The sequence below is a fragment of the Mesorhizobium kowhaii genome, assembly GCF_003253745.1.
Classification (GTDB): domain Bacteria; phylum Pseudomonadota; class Alphaproteobacteria; order Rhizobiales; family Rhizobiaceae; genus Mesorhizobium; species Mesorhizobium kowhaii.
The window spans coordinates 380,525-391,895 of sequence record NZ_MZXV01000051.1 but is presented as its reverse complement, the minus strand read 5'-3'; the positions used below and the strand labels follow the sequence as shown (position 1 = coordinate 391,895).

General features: G+C 57.5%; 13 protein-coding genes and 1 pseudogene. 8 read left to right on the top strand and 6 right to left on the bottom strand.

Translation table 11 applies throughout. The annotated features are described in order from the left end of the window. Nucleotides 1-55: 55 nt before the first annotated feature. Both B5V02_RS41855 and B5V02_RS24460 read left to right on the top strand, forming a co-directional pair. Entirely contained in the window at nucleotides 56-283 is a 228-nt protein-coding gene (locus tag B5V02_RS41855; protein ID WP_245446145.1) for a hypothetical protein, read from the top strand. Between the two features lie 143 nt (nucleotides 284-426). Further along, nucleotides 427-723, top strand: a pseudogene (locus B5V02_RS24460) (BA14K family protein); the annotation flags it as partial. Between the two features lie 243 nt (nucleotides 724-966). Here B5V02_RS24460 and B5V02_RS24455 read toward each other — a convergent pair. Continuing rightward, nucleotides 967-1,323: a hypothetical protein gene (locus tag B5V02_RS24455; RefSeq protein ID WP_111546607.1), complete on the bottom strand. Its 357-nt coding sequence runs from the start codon at nucleotides 1,321-1,323 to the stop codon at nucleotides 967-969. Between the two features lie 336 nt (nucleotides 1,324-1,659). On the opposite strand from B5V02_RS24455, the gene B5V02_RS24450 reads away from it, so the two are divergent. Continuing rightward, nucleotides 1,660-1,923 carry a hypothetical protein gene (locus B5V02_RS24450; protein WP_111546606.1) on the top strand — a complete coding sequence of 88 codons (264 nt, stop codon included), beginning with the start codon at nucleotides 1,660-1,662 and terminating at the stop codon, nucleotides 1,921-1,923. Nucleotides 1,924-1,927: 4 nt separating this feature from the next. On the opposite strand, the gene B5V02_RS24445 is transcribed toward B5V02_RS24450, so the two are convergent. Together B5V02_RS24445 and B5V02_RS24440 are read right to left on the bottom strand one after the other, a co-directional pair. Continuing rightward, on the bottom strand, nucleotides 1,928-2,986 hold the full coding sequence (locus B5V02_RS24445) for a YihY/virulence factor BrkB family protein (protein ID WP_111546686.1): 1,059 nt from the start codon (nucleotides 2,984-2,986) through the stop codon (nucleotides 1,928-1,930). 871 nt (nucleotides 2,987-3,857) lie between these two features. Continuing rightward, entirely contained in the window at nucleotides 3,858-4,307 is a 450-nt protein-coding gene (locus B5V02_RS24440; protein WP_483466547.1) for an ABC-type transport auxiliary lipoprotein family protein, read from the bottom strand. On the opposite strand from B5V02_RS24440, the gene B5V02_RS41850 reads away from it, so the two are divergent. Together B5V02_RS41850 and B5V02_RS24430 are read left to right on the top strand one after the other, a co-directional pair. Continuing rightward, on the top strand, nucleotides 4,258-4,617 hold the full coding sequence (locus B5V02_RS41850) for a hypothetical protein (RefSeq protein WP_245446142.1): 360 nt from the start codon (nucleotides 4,258-4,260) through the stop codon (nucleotides 4,615-4,617). The genes B5V02_RS24440 and B5V02_RS41850 overlap by 50 nt on opposite strands. 841 nt (nucleotides 4,618-5,458) lie before the next feature. After that, nucleotides 5,459-5,941: a DUF982 domain-containing protein gene (locus B5V02_RS24430; RefSeq protein WP_245446140.1), complete on the top strand. Its 483-nt coding sequence runs from the start codon at nucleotides 5,459-5,461 to the stop codon at nucleotides 5,939-5,941. Nucleotides 5,942-6,175: 234 nt separating this feature from the next. Here the strand turns inward: B5V02_RS24430 and B5V02_RS40770 are convergent, their stop codons facing one another. Next, nucleotides 6,176-6,349, bottom strand: coding sequence for a hypothetical protein (locus tag B5V02_RS40770; RefSeq protein WP_167458618.1), 174 nt, complete (start codon nucleotides 6,347-6,349; stop codon nucleotides 6,176-6,178). A 16-nt stretch (nucleotides 6,350-6,365) separates the two neighbouring features. After that, nucleotides 6,366-6,575, bottom strand: a complete 210-nt coding sequence (locus B5V02_RS24425) for a hypothetical protein (protein WP_111546604.1) — start codon at nucleotides 6,573-6,575, stop codon at nucleotides 6,366-6,368. 1,581 nt (nucleotides 6,576-8,156) lie between these two features. On the opposite strand from B5V02_RS24425, the gene B5V02_RS24415 reads away from it, so the two are divergent. Together B5V02_RS24415 and B5V02_RS24410 are read left to right on the top strand one after the other, a co-directional pair. Then, complete coding sequence (locus tag B5V02_RS24415; protein WP_111546685.1) at nucleotides 8,157-9,056, top strand: transglutaminase family protein; 900 nt, start codon at nucleotides 8,157-8,159, stop codon at nucleotides 9,054-9,056. A 69-nt stretch (nucleotides 9,057-9,125) separates the two neighbouring features. After that, complete coding sequence (locus tag B5V02_RS24410; protein ID WP_111546602.1) at nucleotides 9,126-9,935, top strand: transglutaminase-like domain-containing protein; 810 nt, start codon at nucleotides 9,126-9,128, stop codon at nucleotides 9,933-9,935. Nucleotides 9,936-10,271: 336 nt separating this feature from the next. On the opposite strand, the gene B5V02_RS24405 is transcribed toward B5V02_RS24410, so the two are convergent. Continuing rightward, nucleotides 10,272-10,520, bottom strand: a complete 249-nt coding sequence (locus tag B5V02_RS24405; RefSeq protein ID WP_111546601.1) for a DUF982 domain-containing protein — start codon at nucleotides 10,518-10,520, stop codon at nucleotides 10,272-10,274. A 450-nt stretch (nucleotides 10,521-10,970) separates the two neighbouring features. Between B5V02_RS24405 and B5V02_RS24395 the strand changes: the two genes are divergently transcribed. Continuing rightward, nucleotides 10,971-11,276, top strand: coding sequence for a hypothetical protein (locus B5V02_RS24395; protein WP_111546600.1), 306 nt, complete (start codon nucleotides 10,971-10,973; stop codon nucleotides 11,274-11,276). Nucleotides 11,277-11,371 lie beyond the last annotated feature (95 nt).

Here is an 11,371-nt window from a genome sequence, read left to right as displayed (position 1 = left end):
GTCGCAAATTTGCAACAGGCTCAGCTGCTATACGAGGAGCAACCTCGGTGGCAACATGAGCGACTATGTTTCCGGGAACCGGATTCTCCGCGCCGCATTCAATACGCAGGAGAATCGCGACATGAAACCCTTGCTCGCACTGGCCGCCGGCTTCGTTCTAACCCTTGGCGTATTTGCAAGCGGGTTGGCTTTGCCCCGTGGCTTCTTGTCGCCAAGCCGGTGCAGCATTTCACCCCTGGAGACGGTGTTGCTGACCTATGGAGCAGAGACCCGCGGCCGGTGAACCAGGCGGCGCAGGCCTACGAGCGAGTCCCGGCGCAGCAGCATGCCGCTGAACCGGACCCAGCGACAACCGCTTCCACCGATTCAACATTGCCCGACGGTATGCCGACCGGTGCCATTCAACAGGAGCAGCAGGCGAACCTGCCGGCAGCACATATCGACTGGTGCTGGGAGCGGTACCGGTCTTACCGACCGGAGGACAACAGCTATCTATCCTACAGTGGACAGCGGCGGTCCTGCATCTCGCCTTACCTCGATTTGGGCGCTGCCAACTTGCGCCCTACCACGGCTTCCGTCAGCTACGTTGATTCATCAGCCGACACCGACACCGGGTATTCGACTGACCATCAGGAATATTGCTTCAGCCGCTACCGTTCCTATCGGGCAGAAGACAACACCTACCAGCCTTTTTCAGGTGGCCCACGCCGGCCGTGCGAATAGTTGGCCGCCTCAGCTCGGTCACGGCCCTGGCATGCATCCGTATCTAAATCCAGGAGTACGCGCAGCGTCTCCACGAGCAGACTTTGACCGTGCCGAACGGCGTCGGAGAAGACCAACTGGCATCGTCGCATTCGCGAAAGGTGGAATTGTCGAAACAGTGCCTAATCCGTGACCGCGCGGCGCGGTCTCTGAGGCGACATGCGGGCCACCGCGAGCGGGGCCAGGCCGTCCCACATCCCGTCCTTACCTAGAGAACCATCGGTCCCGACTAGACCCACCAGAGTTGAGCGTGACCCCCAGTAGCAGACCCATTGCGGCGCCGAGAATGAAGGCGGTCGACACAGTGCCCGGATTGTCCTGGACGGCCCCCGAAACAGATTGAGCCCCGCTCCGAAGCGCCTGAGCTGTACGGCCGGCCCGATCGGCAGCGCCGTCATACCAGCCTGTGGCTTCCTCTACGACCTCTTCTGCGCGCTCTGCCAGCGTCCGATTGATCTTGTTGATCTCGCGCTTCAGTTGAGCAACCTGCTTCTCCAAGGCTTCCTGAGCTTCGCGCTGCGTCGGCCTCGGTGTCGCGGCTTCATTTGGATCATCGGCCATCTTAAGACTCCTTGATTGTGAACGCTCAACGACTAACGGCTGCGTAAGGTTCCTATCATAGAAAATGCCGGCCACAGCGGCGGACCTAGTGTCCGCTTTGGCCGGCGCCTTTCAGGCAGCCTCCAGCGTGCGGCGCCGCCTTTTTGCTCGACTGTCGCCTAGTATCCGGTGGACTTTGCCGTAACGGACGTAACGACAATTTTGTCGTTACGTTAGCTTGAATGCGATTGGCTGCATGCGCCACTACCCGCGGCCGGTCTGGACGCGGAACCGCCCAGAGCCCTGCCGCGTTGATTACATTGCCGTTGGTTAGGGAGATCAAACAAATGACTGACCATGCCGACTATCGAACCAATTGCTGCGCATGGCCGAGCGACCACAAATGATGATGGCGATGAGCCACTGGCCAGAAAAAAGTCGCTTTGGCTAAAAGATCCGAGATTCGCCAAATTGGCCGAAATCCGTCAGAAAGCTCGCCACAACCTAAAGCCAGACCGCGGCAAGGCGAACAACCAGGCGGCAGTAAAATTGAGCGATCAAATCAGCAGTACAGACGATGCCGACCCGGCGCGCCCGGAGGGCGCGGCGATTATTTGGTAGTTACTCACTCAACGACCTTGCCAAGACTATCGGCGACCACCGCCCCTCGCTGGCCCATCGGCAATGGCGGCCCGGTGGTTGAATCGCGCGAGGTCTGATGTTCCATTTCAGCGTTGAGCGCGGCCCCGACAATGAGAATGACGACGGAAATCCAGGTCCACATCATTAAGCCGACGACTGCGCCTAACGATCCGTAGGTCACATTGTAATTGGCGAAATGCTGCAAATAGAACGAGAACAGCCACGATGCGACTAACCAGACCAGCGTTGCCATCACGGCGCCCCAGCTCAGCCAGCGCCATTTGGCTTTCGCCCGGCTCGGGCCGAACCGGTAAATGAGCGATATCCCGGTGAGTACGGCCAGCATGAGAACGGGCCACCGCCCTAAGACGAAGAGCACTTCTGCCCATTTGTCGAGATACAGATATGACAAGACGGCGGGAACCACACCGACGGCCAGGAGCAAAACGATGCCGATCATCAAAGCACCAATGGTGAATCCGACCGACATGATGTTCAGTCTGAGAAAGCTGCGTTTTTCAGTCTCCGCGTAGGCGATGTTCATGGCGTCGAAAAGCGCTTTGATACCGCTGTTGGCGCTCCACACTGCAATAGACAGGCCGACGAAAAACCCTACGCCAAGGGCGCTGGTGTTCTGTTGTGCCAGCGCTTGCAGTTGCTGACGAATGAGATCGAGTCCGGTCGAAGGAAGCAAGCCGGCGAGATAGGAGACGTGATCCGCTACGGTTACTGGATCGGCTACGAATCCGTATAAAGACATGAAGGCGGCCAAAGCCGGAAACAGAGCAAGCAGCAGGTAGAAAGTGGCACCAGCGGCCACGAGCAGCATGCGATCCTTGTTGAATTCTTCCCACACGCGCCAAGCAATATCCTTCCACCCCAGGGCAGGAATCTCGGATGGCCATTCAGCCTCCCTGCCTCGCTCTTCCCCAACCTCACCTGCAGTCGTTAAGTGAGCCTTGGAGGAATTTGCCGCGTGGCGTTCCGCCTCGCGGTCAATCAGAGATTTGTTTTCTGCGTACTTGGGTGCTTTTGCTGGCATTTCGAACAGTTCACATCGACCGGGCTTTAGGCTTCGACATTGGACGGCAGGCCGCCCTTGCGCGGTGACCAAATGGGAGGTTGCAAGCGTGTCCTGAATAATTTCCTCTACGATGTAACGCTTAAAAATCCACCGAAGTTCCAGGAATAAGACGTTAGGTTCAATCGGGAACTTTCCGGCCAAGGAGCGCGGCGACCAAGGATAAGGCTGTGCCCTGATAGGATGGAATGTGCCGCCAAGGCGGACGTAACCTAACCAGTCGAACGCATGAAGTGTCGCGGTGCCGGTAGCCTCGGCAAGAAAATCCCTCGGTCGCGCGTTATGCCTGGGCTTACGACCTCCCGGACTGGGATGGTGTGAGTGCGAGCGGGCCTTGGAACATTAAAGGTTTTGAACTGTTGAGGTAGTGCTTCGGATGCCGCTTCTTGGCGTAGGAAGCGGACCCATGGAATCCATTGTCCGGCCGGTGGCATGGGGCCCTAATTGGCGGGGCTTCTTGAGCAGGAAAGAGAGAGACTATGAATCGGATTATTTGGGTTGTTGGCGCGATCGTAATTGTCCTTTTTATCTTGGGCTTCTTAGGACTGCGATAGGCCTATAGGTATACGCGTCCGCGGCAGCCCACCAACTGCGTTCACGCTGCACTTGCGAGCCTCCTGCCAACGTAGCCATTGGGCGGCTAGCAGCTTGTGCTTTCGAAGCGTTTGCGGATTATTGGTCCTCACCTTGGCGTCGCGCCTGACGCTGTGGCGACACCATTACAAATCCACCGTATGACAATCCACGAGCCATGCTTCGCAATTCAGATGCCAATCCGCTCAGATCATACGGGCCTATTTGAACTTCGGACGCCGCCAGGCAACGGTTGGTTTTATCCGGTTCGGATCGCCCTATCGGTCCAGTGCACGATCTGTCTGGCCGCGTTGCCAAACGCGGCGTCGAGCGCGCCGACATAGGCCGGATTGCCGCTCCCTGAAACGGGCGCGGAGGCGGTGAAGCTCTTCGAGGCACGCACCTCGCCATTGCGGTCGTTGAGGATGCGCACGAACAAGTCTACCTCGGCATGCTCGCCGCCATCCACACGCACTTCGAAGGAGCGGATCTCGAGGATCACCTGATAGTCGATCGCCAGGCCCTCGCCCGGCTTGCCAACGCCGGCAAAGCTGCCCGAACGCTGGAAGGTCTCGGCCAGCCGCGCCTGCACGATCAGAGGTAGTCGGTCGGCCCATTGCGCACCCTTAAGGTACTGTATCGAGCGATCGGCCGGCTTAATGACGATGTTCTGGCTGTCCAGTGCCTTGAGCGCGGAAGGCTGGGCGATCAGGATCTGGCGGCGGCTGTGGCTATGGGCGTCGATCGAGGGGGCGGACAGCTCGAAAGTATCGAGCGGCGCTGGTTTGCCTCACAATGCCGCGCAGCCGGCGAGCGTTGAAGGCCGCCCGCACTCTGTCACGGTCGGCAGGATGGATGTGCGCGGACAGGTCTTCAAACTTGACGTCTGTGTTGCGTGGTATGCCCCAAAGGTCATAGGCCCGGTCATCCATCGCCAGCGCATCGCTATCCACGTTCCACGAAAAAAGGGTTACCCCCGCGGCTTCGACGGCACGGATCAGGTTCTTGGGTTCCCATAGGAGGGGCTTTAGATGGTCCGCTGTCGTCGTCATGGAAACTCGCAAAGGGTCGAAACAAAACGGCTTCGATATTGTAAACAAGATGCGGGCGGTGTTGTCAGCCTAGTCATTGCATATCCCCGAGATTCGTCATATGCGCGGCCGTTTTAACCGCAGTCGTTTCAAGGTCGTCCTGAACGATCGCTAGAAGGTCAACCATCCGGGCAAATTTGATCATGAGTTCGCCGTCGCCCTCGATTCCTCAATGGCGACCTGCAGAATGCTCTTTACGCGGGTATGCTGTCAGGCGACGCCGCAGGGGTACAAATCGCCGCGAAAATTGCTCTCGCGCATTGGCGCGGGTTTCGTCTATGTGACTACTTATTCGCCTCCAGGTAGGCGTGAGGCGAGAGCGCGCAACCACGCACCAAGCAAGCTACCGGCAAGCAAATTAATGATTACTGGCAATTGAGCTGCAAGCGCACTGAACGGAATGGTTCCCGCGCGGAACGGAAGTGCGGTCGCACCACAACCATGCTTATCACCTCGTTGAGGATGACGGCCTCTAGGGAAGCGAAATTGAAAACTCCAATCGGGAGATGGAAGCCGAACTCAGTTCCCACCAAGCCCCATCAGACCCCAGCGCTCCTATCACCGCACCCAGCGACGGCAGCGGAGGACGGCGCGCTCGACAGGGCCTTCGGCGACGCGGCAAGGCAGAACGTGCGCTGGACGGATTCGGTGATTTCAGCCGCCTGATCGAGCCGGCAATTTGGTAGACCCTGTAACACTGCATTGCTTTGTCGTGGGAACGAATGGCGTCGCAAGCCGTTCGATGAGTTGGACGGATGTGGGTGACGCGATGCACGATGCCTTCTTCAGGACTCCAGTGATTGTTCAGTTGGCAACTGGCGATACTCGTAGGCTGTGCAGCGCTGCCGAGGCTGCCATCTTCATGATGGAGAAATGGCCCGAGGAGCATGGCACAAGCTACCGGTACGCCCTGCAGGCCTGCACTGGCTCACTGTCTAATGCGGGCGATGTTGAAAATGCCCGTCGCGCATTTCTGGAAGCTGCAAAGGAGGCTGGCATCGACGTGCAACGCGTTCAAAGCGATGGGGACGCCCCATCGCTCCGTTCGGTAGAGCAGCCCAAGTCGTCCTACATCGCCGACGAGAAAAGGCGGGATCGTGGACACAGGGAAGAGCAAGAAGATTTTCTTGCCCGTTTCCTGGCACGCGAGACGGGCATCACCGAGGCTCAGGCTCGCGACCTGATCGAGATGGTTGGCTCTGATCGTGCTTCATTGTTGCGAGAGGCCAGGATCTTGAAGGCGCAGCATTGAAACCTCCGGCCGGTTGGACCGTTACGCTGGCGCTGTCGGTCGCGCCCGCCCCCGCGCAGCGAACTGGCTTCTTTTCGCGAACATCGTCAGCCGGGGGACGCCACCATTCCCGTCGGCGTATTTCCGCCACCCGTTCTTGCGCGTCTATGCATAGCCGCAACGCGGCAGCAGCCAGAGCGGTAGACGGAGGTGCCCGCGCGACAGCGACCATTCAGGCTTGGTGAGAGGCGGAAGTCAGTTCCCAAGCGTGCTTGCTTCAGCGAACCGGACCAGCATTTGTTCGACTTTGTCGGCCGCTGTGTCGGTACGCTCGAAATGGCGCATCATTTGCTGCCTCAGTAGCTCAAGCCTTGCGGCGCGATAAACGGGGCCACTTTTCGCAATTTCAGCGTGGAAGGTGACGATCATCACGGGCAGTCCAAAATCATGTGCCACTTGGCGGATCGATCTGCCTATGGCGCCTTCTTGCCTCTGCCACGCGTTGTTGCGCAACCCTGACTCTGTCGCACAGCGTGAGATTGATAGCGACGCCACACTGCTCTTCCAACAATTCTTCGGCTTGTTCGAGGGCGAGTTCGGCTCGGTTAACGCGCTGCCTGGCGGTAGCTAGCTCCATATTCAAAAGTTCGACCATTGTTCCACTTCCGTAGTTATGGTCCCTTCGAGAACTAACCGCCGTCGACCGCTTTGGTTCCGGCACCAGGCCGGTGGCCGGACCGCATCCCCGCTGTCGTCTGGAACTTTCGGGCCATTCGCTGGGCTCCCGGCCGGCACGAAAGCCGGTGAAGGTTGGCAAGCCGAAGCCGCAAAAGAGAAACCGCAGGCGCTTGGATGGTGCTTGCAGCACGGGTTGATCCAAGAGATCGAGGCAAAGCGATGCAAGCGCCCGATCATCGACGAGATCTCCCCAACATCAATCGGCTTGGCCGCCCGATCGAAGGAGAAAAAGACTACCTCTCGAAGCGGACCATAGCTCGACCAAAGCCGGCGTTGCAGACCAGGCTAAATTAGCGGATCAGGGTGCGCAGCCTCGTGACCAGAAGCATAAAAACGCTACGCCTCCTCGCCAGAGTTCCCAAGCTGCAACCTGCCAGTGGTCGGAGCGGTCGTGATGGTGATCGTGATTCTGATACTTGTTCCCTTTCTTGCGACACCCGCACCTGAGGGTTTGGCTGCGTACCAAGGATTGTCCCGGGAAGCATGCGGCGCTAGCCCAACAGGACGACCGCGTTTATGATTTTATCTTATCCTTGGCCGGGTCTGCGCTCAGTGCCTGATGCCGCCACCGTGCCGTGTCTTAGCCAGTTGATTGTTAAACGCCGAACCCTCTTCGTCTGTCTCGAAGGGCATTGCGCTCACAGTACCGTCAGTTGCAAGAACAACCGCCAGATAGGGAAAGCCATGCATTGGCGGAGAGTAGACCACGAAGACCGGTTGAAAGTTCTTCATCGCCCGTTGTAGAGGGCGCGCGGCTGTTCGCCAACCGGAATTAGCGGCGCTTGCACCATGCACAAATTGGGAGCGATCTCTGGGAGTTCGTCCTTGGACGGCAGGTATTGACCCCTCGCCCTGTACCGAAAATCTGATCGGCCCGCGCACCCGGCGGGGCTACCCCCCCTCTCTCTCTCTCTCTCTCTCTCTCTCTCTCTCTCTCTCTCTCTCTCTCTCTTATATAAACCCGACCATGATCTGGACGATTAGTTGTTGCCTGCTTGGCTAAATACAACCGTGCCGTCTTCCTTGCGAACCTTAACCGCTACGAGCGGGAAAGCTCGCCATAGCGTGGTCCCGTGCGGCCTTCTCGGCGTCAAACGAAACCTTTTCCAAGATGCCCTGTTTGCCATACCAGATAAGCGCGTAGGCCACCGTTGGGGGCGTTCCTTTTTCTGCCGTTGTTTCCTCGCGGACTGGCCAAGTGTCGGAAAAGGCCATCTTGGGGACGGTACGCTCTCGGCGGGAATTGCTAATCTGGAGACATATCTCAAGGGGAACGGTCGAACGCCAGGGCGAGCAGGTATTGCATCGTACGTCCAATACTCAACGCCGCCTTTGCTGGCTAGTTTTCTGGCCCCTTCTACCCGAGTCGGGCGTTGTGTCTTTTGCGAGGTATCTGAAAGATCTTCATGGCGGATCTGCCGCATTGAGGTCACCACGCCGAAGGCACAATCAATCGTGCCGCAAACCAGTGTGTATGCAGAAGGTGGTATTCGACGCTATGCCTATTTTTTCAGTGAGGCACTCAACCGTCTACCAGTACAGTCGACCGGTAAGGTTTGGCGAACACCGGTTGATGTTCAGGCCACGTGACAGCTTCGATCAAAGGCTTCTCGACCACGCCCTCGTCGTCGTGCCGGAGCCCAAAGAGGTTCGATGGATTCACGACGTTTTCGGAAACTGCGTTGCGGTGATCGATTTTGCGGAGTCTGCCAAGAAACTGCACTTCGAAACCGCCATTCGGCTTGATCACACGCCTCAGCTTACGCCTGATTTCCGCATCGACGAGGCGGCACTCAGCTATCCCTTTTCCTATGAGCCTGACGAAGCCCTCGACCTCTCGCAGACCATCGAACGCCAACATCCAGACGAAGGCGACGAAATCGGAAAATGGGCGCGCCAGTTCTTGAGCGCCGCCGGGCAGACCGAGACAGGCAAACTATTGATGACGCTCTGCTATGCCATCCACGAAAGCTTTGTGTATTCCCGTCGGACTGAACCTGGGACGCAGCCGCCCCTGATCACGCTCCATCTGCGGCGGGGCACGTGCCGTGACTTTGCACTTTTCATGATGGAAGCAGTTCGATCGCTTGGCTTCGCCGCCCGCTTCGTGACGGGTTATGTCTATGTCCCAACCCGAGATAGTGCGGATGTGCGGGGCGGAGGCTCAACGCATGCCTGGTGCCAAGTCTATTTGCCCGGAGCCGGCTGGGTCGAGTTCGATCCGACCAATGGCATTGTCGGCAACCGGGAGCTGATCAGGGTGGCGGTCGCTCGCCACCCACGACAAGCCATTCCTCTTTCCGGCAGCTATTCAGGTCCCGCATCAAGTTTTTTGGGGATGCACGTAGAGGTGAAAGTGACCAAGGAAAAAGAGCAGACCGAAGTTGCAACTCTTTGATATTTTCTGGGAACCGTTTCTTCAGAGCGGAGTTTGCACCGCTCCTGAACAAGGATCGTCGGAGCTTTGATGCGAATACGCGCTGGTTATAACCTCACTTACGAATGTTCCCAGCCAACACCGATGTTGCTGGTCCTTGAAATCCACCCGTCGCGACGCGTCGACCTTCTGACTGACCAGGTGATTGGATTTGATCGGCCCATCGAAGCCAGGGGCTACATCGACAGTTTCGGCAACGCATGCACGAGGATCGAAGCCCCTGCCGGACTGACGACGATATCGACCACATTTGAAATTTATGACAGTGGCAAACCTGATGTTGTCGCGCCCGATGCCATACAACACGATATAAAAGACCTGCCGGATGAAGTGCTGGGATTCCTTCTGGGCAGCCGATACTGCGATACTGATCGACTGGGTGATTTCGCTTGGGCGACCTTCGGCAACACGAAACCAGGATGGTCTCGCGTCCAGGCCATCTGCGATTTCGTTCACAATCACATCGCCTTCAATTATCAAAATGCCGACGCGCTGCGCACCGCGCATGGCGGTTTCACGGATCGAACCGGTGTTTGTCGCGACTTCGCCCATCTGGCAATCACCTTGTGCCGCTGCATGAATATCCCGGCGCGCTATTGTACCGGCTATCTCGGCGATATCGGAATCCCGCCCGTTCCGGATCCAATGGATTTCAGCGCCTGGTTCCAAGCCTACCTCAGCGGTCATTGGTTCACATTCGACGCAAGGCACAATCACCCTCGCATTGGGAGAATCCTGATGGCGACCGGCCGGGACGCGACTGATGTCGCCCTCTCGACCAGCTTTGGTCCGTCGAGACTGGCAAACTTCGAAGTTATTGCCGAAGAGATTGCGGCCTAGAAATCTTGCAACAGCCCAAAAAGATTCTGTAGCCGGATTCTACCAGCAGTCTGCGCCGGCTGAGGCAAGGTGCTGCCAGCCCCACCACCATTATCGAACGCTGACTAGCGGGCAAGTCGCAGTCGACTTTCGAGGTCCAGATTGTCCCCTATCGGTGAAGGAGGACGGCTTCGGCATGGCGACGGGTTCCGAAACCATGGTGGCCGGTCTGCGTTTAGGGCCGACAGGGTAACCCTGGCAAAGTGTGTCCACAGACCGGGTACCGGGATTTGGGGCCCGAAAAAAGCGACCGATTGACAAAGATAGAGACGCTAAGCAACGGGACGATTTCCTGCTTCAATTCTGCAAGAAACTTTCTGGCAGCACATTCGCTTCCATGGCGGCAGAAATGAACGCAATTCTCACATTCGGATCGCTGCATCGCCCTATCCGCGCCTCGACGAGGGCAGCCAGTGCAGCAAGGAACTTGGGTCCATCCGACGGCCAATCACCATTGGTGAGGACGTCGCTCATATCGGCGTTCGAATACACCACGCGGATTCCATGCTTGGTCCTGACGGGGATGCCGGATCGATCTCGGTTCATCAGTCACAACGTCAATGTATTTTCCAAGTTCCTCTCGCTAGTAAAAGCACTTCCTAAGAGTTCGAACCAATGAACGAATATTTTGCGCTGGTGCTTTTGCGTTCAAAAGGATTAGACACATGATCGCGTAAACGAAAGATGGTCACCAAGATGCCGGCCATTCCGGTCGTTCAGGATGCGTACCCAGGTCGAATGAACGGATCTCGACGATCACCTGATAATCGATCGCCAAGCCCTCGCCCGGCTTGCCGACGCCGGTAAAGCTGCCCGAACGTCTCGGCCAGCTGCGCCTGCACAATCAAGGCAGCCGTCGGCCCGCTGCGACTATACGGCCGATATAGACCGGCAGTCAGTGCGCCATTACCGTAGACGCGTGACGCAGCGGTTTCGTTGTTATCTTCAATCAAAATTTCGCTTGACGACCGACCTGACCGCTCCAGAGTCATATTCATGGCGTGGGACATAGAGATCGGTGAAGAGATTACGTTGACAGCCACCATCATAAAGGTGCTGCCAAGCGGCCGCGCCAGCGTCAGTATTCCGACCTATAACTTCCCCTTTGCGATCGATGCTCCCAAGAAGAAAAGGTCCGGCGACAAGGTTAGTATCGTAGGGTATGTCATCCGCGTCGATGACCAAGATGGCAAGGTGACCGTGAAGGTTGGCGGTCTGGTCACGGTCGACATCGCCTCGATAATCGCGCACGGAAAGAGGCGAAAGTCAAAATCCCCACCGTCCAGAGATTGGCCCGACTAATCGCTTTTGCTGGGATGACGGAAAGTCCTCCGCACTCCCACGAACGACGGCCACTGGAGTCGTGCAAACCATCGACGACTGTTGTGGAACGAATT